Here is a 17,097-nt window from a genome sequence, read left to right as displayed (position 1 = left end):
TCACCTCTGTTTATAAGTTTTCGGTCCAGACGTCAATTGCTTCCCACTCTGGGTTGGACTGCAAAAAACGAATGGCACGTTGAATTTCTTGCTCTGCTGCAAGTTTTGAAGATGCAACAGCAACGAGCGCAATTCGCGTTCGTTGCCATACATTTTGATGGTCGATTTCAGCAACCGACACATTAAACTTTTGCTTCGTGCGCGTCGTCATTTTTTTCAACACGGCGCGCTTTTCTTTTAACGAGTGTGCTGTATGAATCATAAACTCACATTCAGCGTACACGATCATTAGCGTTTAATTTCTTCCATTACGAATGCTTCAATAATGTCGCCTTCTTTAACATCATTGTAGCCTTTAATTGTAATACCACACTCGTAACCTTTTGCTACTTCTTTCGCATCATCTTTGAAGCGTTTTAATGAATCTAACTCGCCTTCAAATACAACGATGCCTTCGCGAATTACACGTACGCCTGCATCGCGAACCATTTTACCTTCGATTACGTAAGAACCAGCAATCGTACCAACTTTTGAAACTTTAATTGTTTGACGCACTTCTGCTTGTCCAACGATTTTTTCTTCAAATTCTGGATCAAGTAAGCCTTTCATTGCTTGCTCGATTTCTTCGATTACTTTATAGATGATGCGGTGTAAACGGATATCTACGCCTTCTTCATCTGCTGCACGTTTTGCGTTTACGTCAGGACGTACGTTGAAGCCGATTACGATTGCATTTGATGCAGCCGCTAATGAAATATCAGACTCTGTAATTGCACCTGCGCCTGTGTGAATAATTTTCACGTTTACGCCTTCTACATCGATTTTCATAAGTGATGCAGCCATCGCTTCCACTGTACCTTGTACGTCAGCTTTTACGATTAAGTTTAATTCTTTCATTTCGCCTTGGCTCATTTGTTCGAATAAGTTATCAAGCGTTACACGTGTCTTTTCTGTACGTTGCGCTTGAATTGCTGTCATCGAACGAGACTCACCAACTTGACGAGCTGTTTTTTCATCGCCGAACACTACAAAACGGTCTCCCGCCTGCGGTACTTCGTTTAAGCCCGTTACTTCTACTGGTGTAGATGGACCCGCTTCTTTCACGCGACGACCTAAATCGTTCACCATTGCACGAACACGACCGTATGCGTGACCGACTACGATTGGATCGCCTACACGTAACGTACCGTCTTGCACTAAAAGTGTCGCAACTGCACCGCGACCTTTATCTAATTGTGCTTCAATTACAGAACCGATTGCTGTACGTGTTGGGTTTGCTTTTAGCTCTCCAACTTCAGCAGTTAAAAGAACCATTTCAAGTAATTCATCGATGCCTTCACCTTTTAAAGCAGAAATCGGCACGAAAATCGTTTCGCCACCCCATGCTTCAGGTACTAAGCCGTGCTCTGTTAATTCTTGTTGTACGCGGTCAGGATTTGCAGATGGCTTATCCATTTTGTTTACCGCTACGATAATTGGTACTTCTGCTGCTTTAGCATGGTTGATCGCTTCAACCGTTTGTGGCATTACACCATCATCAGCTGCTACTACAATAATGGCGATATCTGTTACAGATGCACCACGCGCACGCATCGTTGTGAATGCAGCATGTCCTGGTGTATCTAGGAATGTTACTTTTTTACCATTTGCTTCTACTTGATAAGCCCCGATATGTTGCGTAATTCCGCCCGCTTCACCCGCTGTTACTTTTGTGTTACGAATTGAGTCAAGTAACGTTGTTTTACCATGGTCAACGTGCCCCATAATTGTTACTACTGGTGGACGCTCTTCAAGTGCATCTTCATCTACAACAACGATTGTTTCATCGAAGTATGTGTCTAAATCTGTTTTGTCGATGCGAATTTCTTCTTCTACTTCTACGCCATAATCTGCACAAAGTAATTCGATTGCATCTTTATCAAGCTCTTGGTTAATTGTTGCCATTACACCAAGCATGAATAATTTTTTAATAATTTCAGAAGGTTCACGGTGTAACTTTTTCGCTAACTCCGCTACTGATAATGATTCATAGAAAGTAATTTTTTCTGGCAATTCTTTTTGCTTCATTGGAACCGGCTGTGGACGGTGCGTACGACGCTTTCCTCCATTAATACCTGGTCTTGGACGTTGATTGCCTCCGCGACGATTGTTGTTATTGTTGCTACGATTATTATTAGAATTATTATTAGAATTTTGTGTCATATTTATATTTTGATACCCTTTTTCTCTCATAGATTTTTTTGCATACGTTAAAGATGTATGTTCCGTTTTTTGGTGTTACGCTTCGTTAATTTGCGCGATTAAACTTTTCAGCTTCTTTGCAAAGCCTGCATCTGTAATCGCCACTGTGACGCGAGCTTCTTTTCCTGTTGCCTGGCCAAGTGTATATCGATCGCCAAAAATCGCATACGGCACTTTATAATACGTGCATTTATCTTGAATTTTCTTATTGCTGTTTTTTGATGCATCGTCTGCAAGGAATACAAGTTTGGCAGAACCGTTGCGAACCGCTGTTACGACAAGCTCTTCTCCGGTAATAATTTTACGAGCACGCGCAGCAAGACCAAGCATTTGAATAATTTGTTGCTGTGGTGTCATCATAAAATTGTTTCTCGACGAATGATGCGTAAAAGCTCTTCGTACACTTCCTCTTGTACTTCTGCTTCAAGCTGATGACCTAAAACATTTTTTTTACGGGCAATTTCTACTGCTTGCTCGGATTTTGAAACATATGCCCCGCGTCCAGACTTTTTCCCTGTAACATCTACAGATACTTCGCCTTCCTTTGAACGCACAACGCGAATCATCGACTTTTTCGGCAACATTTCACCCGTAGCGACACATTTTCGTAAAGGTACTTTCTTTTGGATCGCCATGAGAATCACCTTCCCTTTTCAATCGACTTTACTTATTATTCTTCGTCATCTTGATATAAATCAACTGTTACGTCCTCTTGTGAGAATTGCTCCTGCACGTAAGCGCTCGTTTCAGATGGATAAATGCCTAGTTCGCGCGCATCTGTCTCTGATTTAATATCGATTTTCCAGCCCGTTAGCTTTGCTGCTAAACGCGCATTTTGACCACGTTTACCAATTGCTAATGACAATTGGTAATCTGGAACAACAACTGTCGTCGATTTTTCTTCTTCGTTTACTTGTACGTCTAACACTTTTGATGGGCTAAGTGCATTCGCAACGAATACGATCGGATCTTCTGACCATTCTACGATGTCGATTTTCTCACCGTTTAACTCGTTAACGATCGTTTGCACACGACCACCTTTTGTTCCTACACATGAACCAACTGGATCGATTTCTTCCGTTTCTGTGTAAACAGAAATTTTTGAACGGTCACCTGCTTCACGCGCAATCGACTTAATTTCAACAAGTCCCTCGAAAATTTCAGGCACTTCTTTTTCAAATAAGCGGCGAAGTAAACCTGGATGTGTACGAGATACGACAACTTGTGGACCACGTGTTGTGCGCTCTACTTTCGTAATGTAGACGTTAATGCGGTCATGCGGATTGTACGCTTCACCTGGAATTTGCTCGTTGACCGGTAATACCGCTTCAATTTTGCCAATACCTACGTAAATGTTACGTGCATCAAGACGCTCTACAACGCCATTTACGATGTCATCTTCGCGTTCTACATACTCCTCGTAAATTTTACCACGCTCCGCTTCACGTACACGCTGCGTTACGACTTGTTTCGCTGTTTGTGCGGCGATACGACCGAAGTTGCTCGGCGTTACTTCCTGCTCTACGATGTCACCGATTTCAAATACCGGGTTGATCATTTGTGCATCTTCTAATGAAATTTCTAGACGGTCGTCCGTTACTTCATCTACAACGTCTTTACGTGAGAATACAAGCATTGTGCCTTTGTCTAAATTTAAATCTACACGCACATTTTGCGCCTGATTGAAGTTGCGTTTGTATGCTGTTACTAAAGCTGCTTCAATCGCTTCAATTAAAACCTCACGAGAAATACCTTTTTCTGTTTCAAGCGCAACTAGCGCATCTAGCAATTCACTGCCCATTTTATTTATTCACTCCTAAATTATGCTAAAAGTCAATCGCATGACGAGCAAGCGCAACTTTTTCTTTTTCGATTGTTACTGTTACTTTACGTGTTTTAATACGAATCGTAACTTGTAATGTTTGTCCATCATAAAAATCTAACGTGCCAAGAAATTCTTTCATATCTTTAATTGGTTCATATGTTTTGACGAAAACGAGTTTTCCAATGGCATTGTGATAATCGTCGTCTGTTTTTAGTGGACGCTCTGCCCCTGGTGATGATACTTCTAAATAGTAGTTTTGCTCAATTGGATCGTGTTCATCCAGTACAATACTCAAGCGTTCGCTCACTTGTACACATTGCTCAATATCAATCCCGCCTTCAGGAGTATCTACATAGACGCGTAAAAACCAGTCACGACCTTCTTTAACAAATTCGACATCGACTAACACTAAATTTAGCTCTTCGACAATCGGCGTGACATACGCTTCGATAACTGACGTTACATTGCTCATAAAATCCCCCTGACTTCTGTCTTACTCGCAAACAAAGAGAAAAGAGCGGGAAGGTCCCACTCTTTCATCAACGTTTGTTTTTCAACAATTAATTATTAACTAGAATAGCATAGTAAGCACTAGAATGCAAATCGAAAGCCGCGTCACATAAGCAATGCGCACACTTCCTACAGCAATTGCAAACGCATCATCACGAAAAAAGCGGTGTTTCATTAAAACAACGATAATTGGTTCGCATCCGGCATGCCCTCTAAGCACCCCATTTGATCCATATATTCAATGAGCGTTTTCGATACACGACCGCGTTGTTGCAAGTCTTCCTTCGATAAAAACTCCCCATCTTTACGCGCTGCTACAATTTGCTTCGCTACGTTTTCGCCTAGCCCTGGAATTGCATTAAATGGCGGAATGATTGTCTGTCCATCGATGACGAAATCCGCCGCCTCGGAGCGATATAGATCGACCTTTTGCATCGTAATACCACGCTCACACATTTCAAGCGCAATTTCAAGCACCGTTAGTAGAGATTTCTCTTTCGGTGCTGCATCAAGCCCCTTCAAATTAATTTCGTCAATTTTGGAACGAATCATTTGCGAGCCTTTCGTCATCGTTAGTAAATCAAAGTCTGACGCACGCACGGTAAAGTACGCTGTGTAATATAAAATTGGGTAATGCACTTTAAACCACGCGATACGCACTGCCATGAGTACGTATGCAGCCGCGTGAGCCTTTGGAAACATATATTTTATCTTTTTACACGAATCGATATACCATTCCGGGACTTTTTTATCACGCATTTCCGCTTCCATCTCTTCTGATAAGCCTTTTCCTTTACGCACCGATTCCATAATTTTAAACGCAAATGACGGCTCTAAATCTTGATAAATTAAATACACCATAATGTCATCACGACAGCCGATTACTTCTGATAGCACGCACGTTCCTTCTTTAATGAGCTCTGCCGCGTTGCCGAGCCATACGTCCGTACCGTGCGACAGCCCTGAAATTTGCACGAGCTCACTAAACGTTGACGGCTTCGTGCTCTCAAGCATTTGACGGACGAACTTTGTACCGAACTCTGGAATGCCGAGCGTCCCTGTTTTCGTACCGATTTGCTCCGGTGTGACACCGAGCGATTCTGTCGATGAGAAAATGTTCATAACAATCGGATCGTCAGTCGGAATTGTTTTCGGATCAATGCCCGATAAATCTTGCAGCATGCGAATCATCGTCGGATCATCGTGTCCGAGAATATCGAGCTTTAAAATGTTGTCATGAATCGAGTGGAAGTCAAAATGCGTCGTCTTCCATTCTGAATCTTGCGCATCGGCTGGATATTGCACTGGCGTAAAGTCGTAAATGTCCATGTAATCTGGAACAACGATAATACCGCCTGGATGTTGCCCTGTCGTTCGCTTTACGCCTGTACAACCTTGTACGAGACGATCCACTTCAGGCGGGCGAATCATTAAATTATTGTCTGTTGCGTAGCCTTTTACGTAACCGTACGCAGTTTTTTCAGCAACGGTACCGATCGTGCCAGCACGGAAAACATAATCCTCACCAAACAGCACTTTCGTGTAGTTATGCGCTTGTGGCTGATATTCGCCGGAGAAATATGACGATAGGTAAGCCTTTGAAGTTATCACCAGCTTTTCCCCCGTCCCACACCGTGCATGAGGCTTTCACACTCACACGGCGTTCCATCGTTTTACTGATTTAAATTCATTGATTCATTTTGATGTCTGCTAGTCGTTTTATGCGGCTCGCGTTCTTCAGGCACGAGCTATTCTTCAAGAAATCTCACCACACGCCCAGCGATTGCACTATCTTAACGTTACTCGTAGACTACTATGCAAAATAAATCAACAAGCTTGAACGAAAACGACTTGTGCCCTTCCCTCTGAAATGTTTTATCCTCCGACCTATTGGATATTCAGTCATCTTCGGCATTTCATTAATCGGTACTACGGCACTACTGCCACTCCGTTTAAGTAAGTTATAGCCAAAAGCCTTTCCTTACACCGTCGTCATCGGAATGCAACTTCCTCTTACGTTCGGAGCTTCACACGTTCCACTATTTCTATCTGTACATCTTCCCTTAGGTTCCCCCTAAATTCCGCTCGGCTTGCATGTGCCTGTAACACAAGATGGATTTTCATAACCAAACGCTTACTCATCCATACCTAGAAGCCCTAATTTGGACCCCATAGCATTTCTACTACGTGATATTCACGAAAAGTCAATCGAGGGTTCGTCCCAGTCATTGTACTGATTCTAACCATAGGAAGTTTTTAGACGCCAGACCTATCATTCACAGGATGTCTCCCTTTCCACAGCCGTACTGTTTGGGTGAACTTCAGCCTACTTTAACGAGCTTCATACAAGTTTCAGTTTTGCAGTCATCCGCTTGCATGTCGTAGCTTCAGCGAGTGTGTTTCGGGGCGTTACTCCGTCATTCCACACTTCGAAATAGCAGTTCTACCAATAATGGTGGCTAGTCTTTTCAACTAGCAACGTGTCGCACTTAAGTCAATATCTGGAACTTTATCCCCTTTAAACCCAAGGAACGTTTCGAACGGAATGTCTTGCCCGTCCTTTTTATAATCGGCGCCACATTTTGGGCATTGCTTGTTCGGTAAATCGTAGCCTGACGCAACCGAGCCATCCGCGATAAACTCAGAATGTTTACAATCTGGGCAAATGTAATGCGGTGGCAATGGATTTACTTCGGTAATTTCCATAAACGTCGCGACGAGCGAGGAGCCGACCGAGCCACGCGAGCCTACTAAGTAACCGTCTGCGAGTGATTTTTTTACGAGCTTTGCCGAAATTAAATAAATTACCCCGAAACCGTGCCCTAAAATCGACTTCAGCTCCTTTTGAATGCGCGCTTCGACAATGTCCGGTAACGTCTCACCGTAAATCGCATGCGCCATTTCATACGTCAAATTCGTTACTTCTTCATCAGAGCCTTCAATTTTCGGTGTATATAAATCGTCTTTAATCGGCTTCACATCGCCAATCATGTTGGCAATTAGCTGCGTGTTCGTCACAACAACTTCTTTTGCGAGCTCCTCACCTAAAAAGTCAAACTCCGAAAGCATTTCGTTCGTCGTGCGAAAATGCACTTCCGGTAGCTTGTAGCGATTGAGCGCATTTGCCCCGCCTTGTGAGCCGATTAAAATTTGGCGGAACATCGCATCTTCTTTGTTTAAATAATGGACGTTTCCTGTTGCAACGACCGGCTTGCCTAGCTTTTTACCAAGCTTCACGATTTTTCGAATAATATCCTCTAGCTGAAATTCATTTTGTACACGCTCACCTTCTAACAAATGCGCGTATACCGGCTTTGGCATAATTTCGATGTAGTCGTAAAACTTCGCCATTTCCTCGACTTCTTCAGGCTGCTTTTGCATCATCCCTTCGAATACTTCCCCTTTATCACAGCCGCTTCCGACAATTAAGCCTTTGCGATACTGCATAAGCGACGAGCGCGTTACACGAGGCACGCGGTAATACGTTTTCACATGCGCATCGGACACAATTTTAAACAAGTTTTTTAAGCCGTCATCATCGACTGCTAAAATCGTGCAGTGATACGGACGCGCACGCTTGTACGAATCTCCCTCACCGACGTATTTATTCAAATCGTCATGGTACACAATGTCATACTTTTCCACCGTTTCCTTCATCAAATGCAGCAACAAATCTCCGGTAGCACGACAGTCATAAATAGCGCGGTGATGCTGCGTTAAATCGATGTTGAACTTTTTACATAGCACGTTTAAACGATGCGACTTCATATCTGGATATAAAAAACGCGCAAGCTCAAGCGTATCAATGACTGGGTGCGTCGTCGCAATATGAAACTTTTTATACGACGTGTACAAAAAGCCCATATCAAACGATGCATTATGGGCAACTAAAATGCTGTCGTCGCCGATCCAATCGTGGAACTTGCGAATAACTTCCTCGACTTCCGGTGCGTTTTCTACATCTTTATCTTCAATGCCTGTTAACTCGATTGTCGTTGCCGATAATTTATGGTGCGGATTCGCAAAGCTCGAAAATTCATCGATTTTTTCACCGTTTCGAATTTTCACCGCCGCAAGCTCAATAATCGTATCGTACACCGCAGATAAACCAGTCGTCTCAACGTCAAATACGACATACGTAGCGTTTTCTAAATCGATATGCTCAACGTCATACGCAATCGGCACACCGTCATCGACTAAATATGCCTCTAAGCCGTACAAAATTTTAATGCCGTTTTTCTTGCCGGCTGCGTACGCCTCAGGGAATGATTGCACGACGGCGTGATCGGTAATCGCAACGGCAGGGTGTCCCCATTTGGCAGCCTGTGCAACGAGCTTACTTACTGGTGTCACTGCATCCATTTGGCTCATCGGCGTATGTAAATGAAGCTCCACACGCTTTTCTTCAGGCTTTGCCGTATCTTTACGCGATTCACGCGAAATTTCGGTAATCGAGCGCCCCATAATCACTAAGTCGCGCAAGTACGTATCATTTTGCACGCCACCACCGACGCGCACCCACATACCCGTTTTCAGCATCGACATGAGCGCCACGTCCTGCTTTGAGTTCGAGAACATTTTGACGATGAACGAATCGGTGTAATCGGTAATTTTTAGCGTCGCAATATAGCGCCCTGATTTTAGCTCTTTTACTTCGACGTCAAACACATACCCTTCTACAACGACGAAACGCTCCTCCTCTTGAATGCGCTTTAGCTCTGTAATTTGGCTAACGTCTTGCAATGGCTTACCAATTTGAATCGGTCCTGCTGGGATATTTTGCTCAGCTGCTGCTTCCTCCTCTTTACTTGCACGTAAACTACGTTGCGCCATCTGAATCGCCTGTTGGCTAAGCGCCTCCTCCTCACGTGAACGTTGCTCTAAAAACTCCTGCTGCATGCGCTCGAACTCATCGCGATTTTCCTGTAAATCAAATTCAACGTGCATATGCGGGAAGCCGAAATAACCGTAATGCTCCGAAATAATATTTGCGTACTTATTTTTGCACGTTAAATATTCCACTTGCTGCGCACAAACGAGCTGCAATTTATTACCTGTCCACTGTGGTTGTTGGCTGCTGAAGCGCTCGCGCATCGGCGGTGAAAGCCCGTCCATACTTTCAAGCACTAATTGCCAATAATCATGGACAAGTGCTGCTGTTACTTCAGGGTGCTCCGTCGCAAGCGTTAGCTGAATCGCAGCAATGCCGGAAAAGCGCTCTCGCAGTCGCACGATGAATAATTCATATAATTTATACGGTAAAATTTGCGGTAGCTTCACATGAAAATGCCACTGTCGATTCGTTTTATGCACCGTCATACGCGTTAATTCCCCGCGTTCAAAAAATGACATGTACACATCCTCTGTTAAATCGAGCTGCTGTAATAAAATTTGAAAGCGTTGCTGCGCCTCCTGAGTCGTTGACATAGTTGTCACCTACACTTTCTTCAATCTGTGCTCGCGCGAAAAAATTAGAGCTGGCGTAGCTACGCCAGCTCTAATTTTGTAAAATGCGCTACACACTCTACTTTTATTTTATCTGTTTCAAGCGTGTCTTTCCACGAATTAGTTTGTGCGGAAAAACTCATTTAAACGGTCGATTAACTCTTCTTTTTGCCATTCGAATGATTCGCCAGTTTGACGGAATTTCACTTCAACTAAACCTTCAGAAGCTTTTTTACCAACTGTTACACGCACTGGTAAGCCGATTAAGTCTGCGTCTGCAAACTTCACACCTGCACGCTCTGCACGGTCGTCATATAACACGTCGTAGCGATATGATTTTAATAAAGAATATAAATCATCTGCTAAACTAACTTGCGCTTCGTCTTTCGTGTTTACCGGCACTAAATGTACATCATATGGCGCTAATTGCTTCGGCCATGTAAAGCCACTTTCGTCTTGGAACTGCTCTGCCACTGCCGCTAAAATACGTGACACCCCGATGCCGTAGCAACCCATAATGAACGGTTTCGCTTTCCCTTGATCATCTAAAAACGTTGCACCCATTTTTTCTGAATACGTTGTACCTAGCTTGAAAATATGACCAACTTCAATACCTTCAGCGAACTGAATAACCCCTTGCCCATCTGGAGAAGGATCGCCTACTTGAACGAAGCGAATGTCTAAATAATCGTTTACCGCAAAGTCACGCTCTGGATTGACGTTTACGTAGTGGAAGCCGTCTTCATTCGCACCAGCAACACCGTTACGAATTGATTTAATCGCTTTATCCGCAACGACTTTCACATCTACTGGTAATTTCACCGGACCGATTGAGCCAATGTTTGCGCCGATTAATGCAAGCACATCTTTTTCATCCGCTAATTCAACAGACGTTGCTTCTAACGCATTTTTTAATTTAATGTCGTTAATTTCGTGGTCGCCGCGCGCTAACACAACGACTAACTCACCGTCTACGTTAAACACTAACGTTTTAATGCAGTTGTCAGCTGGCACGTTTAAGAAAGCTGACACTTCTTCGATTGACTTTTGATCTGGTGTTGCTACTTTATCAATATCGTTCATCGGCAAGTCGCTCGCTGTATATTGTGTTACAACTTCAGCCATTTCAATGTTCGCTGCATAATCAGAAGAATCTGAGTATGCGATTGTATCTTCCCCGATTTCAGATAGCACCATGAATTCGTGCGTCCCTTTACCACCGATTGAACCAGCGTCTGCAATTACCGCACGGAAGTTTAAACCAAGGCGCGTAAAAATGTTTGAGTATGCGCGGTACATATCGTCATACGTTTCATCTAATGATTCGCGCGTCGCATGGAATGAGTATGCATCCTTCATAATGAACTCACGACCGCGTAACAAGCCGAAGCGTGGACGTTTTTCATCGCGGAATTTCGTTTGAATTTGGTACAGTGATAACGGTAATTTTTTGTATGATTTCACTTCGTCGCGCACTAAAGAAGTAATCACCTCTTCGTGAGTTGCTCCTAATGCGAAATCGCGGTCATGACGATCTTTTAAGCGCATAAGCTCTGGACCGTATGCTTCCCAACGACCTGATTCTTGCCAAAGCTCCGCTGCTTGCATTGCTGGCATTAATAATTCGATTGCATTAATGGCTTCCATTTCCTCACGCACAATTTGCTCGATGTTCGCTAATACGCGACGACCAAGTGGTAAATATGAATAAATACCGCTCGCATTTTGACGAATGAAGCCTGCACGTAGCAATTGCTTGTGCGATTTTACGTCCGCATCTGCTGGTACTTCACGCAATGTTGGAATAAATGTTTTACTTTGTTTCATAATAAAAGTTCCACCTTTTAAGTTAATATGTTTCATGTGTTTGATTAGCTAGTGAATCAGCAGCTCACCATATATATGCGAACAGTCACTAATGGCTCTCATGTATGTCTGGTCGCGTCATGCGGCTTCGCGGTGCTCCTGCGGTTACTCGTCGCAAAAGTTCTGGGGCTCGGCGGCGAACACGAAGTTTGTCATGAAGGCGATGCCACATGGACGTGGCGCTTATCGCCTTCCTCAAGCCTCCTCGACACTCATTCTTCGTGTCTGTGGGATCTTGAGGCACGAGCTATTCCCCTAGGAGTCTTGCCGCGACGCTTCCAGCCATTAAACATTACAGGTTATACATGAATACAAGAAACGACCTCGATTGTGCTATAGAATACACATCGAACATTTTAAGCCTTAAGCATGTATTATACTGTAATTCATTACTGATCACGTAGGAAACTGCTGTTGCTTGAAACGAGAGGCGGACTCCAGCGGGATAAGCGTGAGACTTGAGACCCCGCAACCGCTTGCGGTGAGGAGGCTCAAGCCACGCCCGCGGAAAGCCTGCCTCGATGTGAAAAGCAACATGAGACACTACAATCAGCTAATCAACACGCCCATGTTTAGCATAATCAAATTTGGCTTTGAGTGCTAGTCAATATTTGACAAATCCACTCAAAGCCAACGACATGCCACAGTTCAATATACTGTGCTATTTTACCATTGTTTCGCCACATACGGACGAATTTAGAAGAAAAAGTTTTGAATATCGTTCCACGTTACGGCAACCATTAACGCCATTAGCAGCATAATGCCGACAAAGTGCACCATGCCTTCTTTTTGGCTATCAATTGGCTTGCCGCGCACCGCTTCCACTGCGAAGAACATTAAACGTCCTCCGTCAAGCGCCGGCAATGGCAGTAAATTCATAATACCAAGGTTAATCGAAAGCATCGCTGCCCAGTGCATTAGCTGGAACACACCGTCTTCTGCGACCATTTCCGTCGTTTTATAAATGCCGACTGGACCGTTTAACTTATCCAGTGAGAATTGCCCTGTCACTAAATCGCCTAACGCTTCAAAAATACGAATTGTCCCTTCATATGTTGATACAGCGCCGTACCATGCCGCTTCAAGCGGGTTGACGATACGTTCCATCGGCGAAGCGTACTGCACACCAATTTGTCCAAACTGCTCACCGTCTTGCTCAATGACTTCTGGTGTCATCGTTAACGTAAGTGGCGCTCCATCACGTTCAACATTTACCGTTAGCGATTCCTTTGGCGACTCCTGCACGATCGCAACTAAGTCATTCCACTCCGAAATGGTCGTACCGTTAATGTTCGTTACGAGGTCGCCATCTTCCATACCCGCAACTGCAGCTGGTGATTCTGGCACAACTTTCGTAATGATCGGCTCGTTCGTTGGTACACCTTGCATAAAGCCCAGTGCCATAAAAATAAAGAACGCTAAAATAAAGTTAAATAACGGCCCTGCAAAAATCGTCATCGTACGCGCGCCAACTGATTTTGAATTAAATTGGCGATCGTACGGTGCGATAATTGTTTCTACACCATTTTCGACAAGCACTGCATTGCGCGCAACGTTAAAGCGCACAAGCTCCTCGTCCTCGTTATAGCCTTCCACCCATAGCTCGCGGTTTAAATCCGCACGCTCCACCTCTAAAAAGTAAATGTTCGGATACGTTTTGTTTTGATTGAAATACATTTTTTCGATTTCATTGTCATCATTTAAAATGACACCAATGCGGTAGCCTGGCTTTAGCTCTACACTGTCTGTATCCTCGCCCGCCATGCGCACATAACCACCAACTGGTAATAAACGAATCGTATAAATGGTTTCGCCCTTTGTGACGCCAAAAATTTTCGGTCCCATCCCAATCGCAAACTCGCGCACCATAATACCCGCACGTTTTGCAAATAAGAAATGTCCAAGCTCATGGAAAAAAACAAGCCCACCGAAAATGACGATAAAGGCTAAAACTGTTTGCATACTTGTCACCCTCATCTCTCAATGCTTTTGCTTATTTTACCATGCTCTGCACAATTTTTCTCGTTTCACTATCTACCGCTAAAATTGTCTCTAAATCCGGCAGTAAAATGTTGTTGTGTGCATCCATCACACGCTCGATGCACTCTTCAATTTGTAAAAACGTAATTTTCTCATCTAAAAACAGTGCAACTGCCGCTTCATTCGCCGCGTTCATCGCCGTTAACACCGTTCCACCTGCACGCCCTGCATCGTACGCAAGCTTCAGCGCACGATAACGATCAAAATCCACTTCTTTAAAGTGCAACTGACCGATTTGTGCTAAGTTTAAGCGCTGTGCATTCGCAATCGGCAGACGGTCTGGATAGCTAAGTGCGTACTGAATCGGCACGCGCATATCTGGTGAACCAAGCTGTGCCATGACGCTCGTATCGCTATATTCAACCATCGAATGAATGATGCTTTCACGGTGCAATAACACGTCGATATTGTCATACGGCATATCGAATAAAACGTGTGCTTCGATCACTTCAAGCCCTTTGTTCATCATCGTCGCCGAGTCAATCGTAATTTTTGCACCCATTGACCAGTTTGGATGGTTCAGCGCATCCTTTACCGTTACACCTTCAAGCTCGGCACGTGTTTTATCGCGGAATGAGCCACCAGAAGCGGTTAAAATTAAACGCTCAATGCGCTTTATGTTTTCGCCGTTCATTGACTGGAATAACGCTGAATGCTCGCTATCTACTGGTAAAATCGGTGCGTTATATTTCTTCGCCTCGCTCATTACTAAATGCCCCGCTGTTACGAGCGTTTCTTTATTCGCAATCGCAATCGTTTTGCCCATGCGAATAGCCGCAAGCGTTGACGCCAGCCCGACACTGCCTAGCACCGCATTGACGAGCACCGTCGTTTCTGGATGCGTCGCCACTTCGACAAGTCCGTCGTTGCCATATGTAAACGCTACGTTTGGAAACTCCTGCTGTAGTGCATGTGCATCGTCAGCAGTCATTACTGATACGAGCTGTGGTGTTAGCTTACGTAAAATATTGCGCGTCGCCTCCATATTGCGTCCTGATGAAAATGCAACAAGCTGAAATTGATCTGCGTGTTGCTCTAAAATATCAATCGTCTGCAAGCCAATCGAACCAGTTGCACCGAGTAAACTAATTTTTTTCATTTGTTATAAGTCCTTTCCGACACTACATAAAGTGTAAAAAATGTAAAAGCGGTATAACGAATAATAAACTATCGAAGCGGTCTAAAATACCACCATGTCCAGGTAAAATGCGCCCTGAATCTTTCACGTTGTAATGACGCTTAATCGCAGACTCCACTAAGTCACCAATTTGTCCGAAAATCGAGCAAATAATCGTTACAATAATAAGCATCGTCCAAGAAGGTGCAAACGGATAAATCAGCTCCATGATCACCGCGGCAATAATCGCGATGACGATACCGCCGACAAAGCCTTCCACCGTTTTGTTCGGTGAAATGTGCGGCCATAGTTTGCGTTTTCCAAATTTGCGCCCTGTAAAATATGCGCCTGAATCCGTCGTCCATACGACAACGAACGCAAAAATTAAATAAACAACACCTTCTGCACGTGCTTCGATGAAATAATGAAAACCAAGTCCGACATACATCGCGCTCATAATAATAAAGCCAATGCCATCAAACGTAAATTTATTTTTCACAACAACTGAATAAACAAGTAGCGCTAATACAACTAAAAATAATAGCTCTAGCTTGTCATACGTCGTCCATTCCTGTAACTTCACTGCCCATTGTGTCGGTAACAGCAAAACAAATAGCGCCAATGTCCCCATGACGCCTGGCGCTGAGAAAATCGATATATCCTTCATCTTCAGCAACTCATACATTGAAATCGCCGCAAGTGCATACACTAAAATCGACCAAGGTAAACCGCCATATAGCACAAATGGAATGAAAAGAGCTGCTGCCACTACACCTGTGATCATGCGTGTTTTCACTACGCTTCTCCTCCTTTTAATCCGCCAAAGCGACGATCTCTTCCTTGAAAGCTTTCAACCGCTTCTAGCAAATGCTCCTCCGAAAAATCAGGCCAATTAATATCGGTAAAGAAAAACTCTGTATACGCCAACTGCCATAGCATAAAATTGCTTAAACGCACCTCTCCACTTGTGCGTATTAACAATTCTGGCTCAGGTAAGCTTGCCGTCATTAATGCCTCATTCATCGTTTGCTCGGTAATATCTTCTACGCGCAATTCCCCTGCTTGTACAGCTTGCGCAATTTTTTGCGTTGCTTGAATAATTTCAGCACGACTGCCGTAATTGAGTGCAAATGTTAACACAAGCCCTGTATTATGCTTCGTTGCCTCCATCGCTTCAGCTAACGACTTTCTCGTATGCGCTGGCAATTGCTCTGGCTCTCCGATTGTTTCAACACGAATGTTACGCTCAATCATCTCTGGTAAAAAATCACCTAAAAACTCCTGCGGCAACTTCATAATAAATTCTACTTCGGTGCGTGGTCGCTTCCAGTTTTCTGTTGAAAATGCATACACCGTTAACGCCTTGACGCCAAGTCGGTCTGCAAAACGTGTAATTTTGCGCACTGTTTTCATGCCTTCATGATGCCCCGCAACACGCGGCAAGTTACGCTTCTTCGCCCAGCGTCCGTTGCCATCCATAATAATGGCGATATGCGTTGGCACCGTATGCTCAGTCGCCTGTTGTACACGTTCTTCAAAAGATTCATTTAGCGGCAACGTTTCCGTTTTCCCGAACCATTTTTTTAACATTTACTTTTCCTCCACTGACTACAAATCGAACGTACTTCATTATCATATCAAAATCTACTGCAAATTACCTTATGTTTCATGAAGTTTTGCGTCACACCTTCATTTCAAATGCCCGCTAATTCATAGTACACATGTGATTTTATTGCGCCGATAAAAGCGCTATATACATTGAACTTAATACTGTAACCGTTCACTCTTTTGTTTCGACGGACGCTTTTCGCGGATGGCAACACGATGTTAGTCACAATGGCGTTGTTGCATAGACGCTAAGAACGTAGCCTTTGTTCTGCGATTTTCGTCTCGGGTGCCTTTACGATTACTGGTCGCAAAAAATTTTTGCTTTTCCTACAAGCGTGTTGATTAGCCAATCAATTGGCAGAAGCGTATTGCGGCTCGCTTTGCCTCTGCGGTTACTCGAGGCAGATAAATTCCTGGGGCTCGGCGGCGAACACGATGTTGGTCA

At 43.9% G+C, this 17,097-nt stretch carries 11 protein-coding genes and 2 pseudogenes; all 13 read right to left on the bottom strand.

The window, feature by feature from the left end:
- Positions 1-10: 10 nt before the first annotated feature.
- The gene (locus A6K76_RS04480; RefSeq protein ID WP_066462536.1) at positions 11-289 is read right to left on the bottom strand and encodes a DUF503 domain-containing protein; all 279 of its coding nucleotides are present in this window, start codon (positions 287-289) and stop codon (positions 11-13) included.
- The gene (infB, locus tag A6K76_RS04475) at positions 289-2,202 is read right to left on the bottom strand and encodes a translation initiation factor IF-2 (RefSeq protein WP_342669487.1); all 1,914 of its coding nucleotides are present in this window, start codon (positions 2,200-2,202) and stop codon (positions 289-291) included. Before infB ends, A6K76_RS04480 begins: the two co-directional genes overlap by 1 nt.
- 75 nt (positions 2,203-2,277) lie before the next feature.
- On the bottom strand, positions 2,278-2,598 hold the full coding sequence (locus A6K76_RS04470) for a YlxQ family RNA-binding protein (RefSeq protein ID WP_139108648.1): 321 nt from the start codon (positions 2,596-2,598) through the stop codon (positions 2,278-2,280).
- Positions 2,598-2,876 carry an RNase P modulator RnpM gene (gene rnpM, locus A6K76_RS04465; RefSeq protein WP_066462534.1) on the bottom strand — a complete coding sequence of 93 codons (279 nt, stop codon included), beginning with the start codon at positions 2,874-2,876 and terminating at the stop codon, positions 2,598-2,600. The genes A6K76_RS04470 and rnpM overlap by 1 nt, the downstream gene beginning before the upstream one ends.
- Positions 2,877-2,911: 35 nt before the next feature.
- Positions 2,912-4,042, bottom strand: a complete 1,131-nt coding sequence (gene nusA, locus A6K76_RS04460; RefSeq protein WP_066462532.1) for a transcription termination factor NusA — start codon at positions 4,040-4,042, stop codon at positions 2,912-2,914.
- A gap of 25 nt (positions 4,043-4,067) precedes the next feature.
- Entirely contained in the window at positions 4,068-4,538 is a 471-nt protein-coding gene (rimP, locus tag A6K76_RS04455; protein WP_066462531.1) for a ribosome maturation factor RimP, read from the bottom strand.
- 212 nt (positions 4,539-4,750) lie between these two features.
- Positions 4,751-6,154, bottom strand: a pseudogene (locus tag A6K76_RS04450) (PolC-type DNA polymerase III); the annotation flags it as partial.
- 909 nt (positions 6,155-7,063) lie between these two features.
- Positions 7,064-10,003: pseudogene (locus A6K76_RS04445) on the bottom strand (PolC-type DNA polymerase III); the annotation flags it as partial.
- Between the two features lie 138 nt (positions 10,004-10,141).
- Positions 10,142-11,848, bottom strand: coding sequence for a proline--tRNA ligase (locus A6K76_RS04440; protein WP_066462528.1), 1,707 nt, complete (start codon positions 11,846-11,848; stop codon positions 10,142-10,144).
- 735 nt (positions 11,849-12,583) lie between these two features.
- Positions 12,584-13,849, bottom strand: a complete 1,266-nt coding sequence (rseP, locus tag A6K76_RS04435) for an RIP metalloprotease RseP (RefSeq protein ID WP_066462522.1) — start codon at positions 13,847-13,849, stop codon at positions 12,584-12,586.
- A gap of 31 nt (positions 13,850-13,880) precedes the next feature.
- Positions 13,881-15,026 (bottom strand): 1-deoxy-D-xylulose-5-phosphate reductoisomerase, encoded by a 1,146-nt coding sequence (locus A6K76_RS04430; RefSeq protein ID WP_066462521.1) that lies wholly within the window; start codon positions 15,024-15,026, stop codon positions 13,881-13,883.
- 22 nt (positions 15,027-15,048) lie between these two features.
- Positions 15,049-15,840 (bottom strand): phosphatidate cytidylyltransferase, encoded by a 792-nt coding sequence (locus A6K76_RS04425; RefSeq protein ID WP_066462520.1) that lies wholly within the window; start codon positions 15,838-15,840, stop codon positions 15,049-15,051.
- Positions 15,840-16,634, bottom strand: a complete 795-nt coding sequence (locus A6K76_RS04420; RefSeq protein ID WP_066462515.1) for an undecaprenyl pyrophosphate synthase — start codon at positions 16,632-16,634, stop codon at positions 15,840-15,842. The genes A6K76_RS04425 and A6K76_RS04420 overlap by 1 nt, the downstream gene beginning before the upstream one ends.
- Positions 16,635-17,097 lie beyond the last annotated feature (463 nt).

This window comes from Caryophanon latum (assembly GCF_001700325.1).
Taxonomy (GTDB): Bacteria; Bacillota; Bacilli; order Bacillales_A; family Planococcaceae; genus Caryophanon; species Caryophanon latum.
The sequence above is the reverse complement of the archived record's forward strand: the minus strand, read 5'-3'. Positions and strand labels throughout refer to the sequence as shown.

Bases quoted from the DNA above. Each gene is read 5' to 3' on its own strand.
- A6K76_RS04480 (WP_066462536.1), bottom strand. From the start codon at position 289: ATGATCGTGTACGCTGAATGTGAGTTTATGATTCATACAGCACACTCG.
- infB (WP_342669487.1), bottom strand. From the start codon at position 2,202: ATGACACAAAATTCTAATAATAATTCTAATAATAATCGTAGCAACAAT.
- A6K76_RS04470 (WP_139108648.1), bottom strand. From the start codon at position 2,598: ATGACACCACAGCAACAAATTATTCAAATGCTTGGTCTTGCTGCGCGT.
- rnpM (WP_066462534.1), bottom strand. From the start codon at position 2,876: ATGGCGATCCAAAAGAAAGTACCTTTACGAAAATGTGTCGCTACGGGT.
- nusA (WP_066462532.1), bottom strand. From the start codon at position 4,042: ATGGGCAGTGAATTGCTAGATGCGCTAGTTGCGCTTGAAACAGAAAAA.
- rimP (WP_066462531.1), bottom strand. From the start codon at position 4,538: ATGAGCAATGTAACGTCAGTTATCGAAGCGTATGTCACGCCGATTGTC.
- A6K76_RS04440 (WP_066462528.1), bottom strand. From the start codon at position 11,848: ATGAAACAAAGTAAAACATTTATTCCAACATTGCGTGAAGTACCAGCA.
- rseP (WP_066462522.1), bottom strand. From the start codon at position 13,849: ATGCAAACAGTTTTAGCCTTTATCGTCATTTTCGGTGGGCTTGTTTTT.
- A6K76_RS04430 (WP_066462521.1), bottom strand. From the start codon at position 15,026: ATGAAAAAAATTAGTTTACTCGGTGCAACTGGTTCGATTGGCTTGCAG.
- A6K76_RS04420 (WP_066462515.1), bottom strand. From the start codon at position 16,634: ATGTTAAAAAAATGGTTCGGGAAAACGGAAACGTTGCCGCTAAATGAA.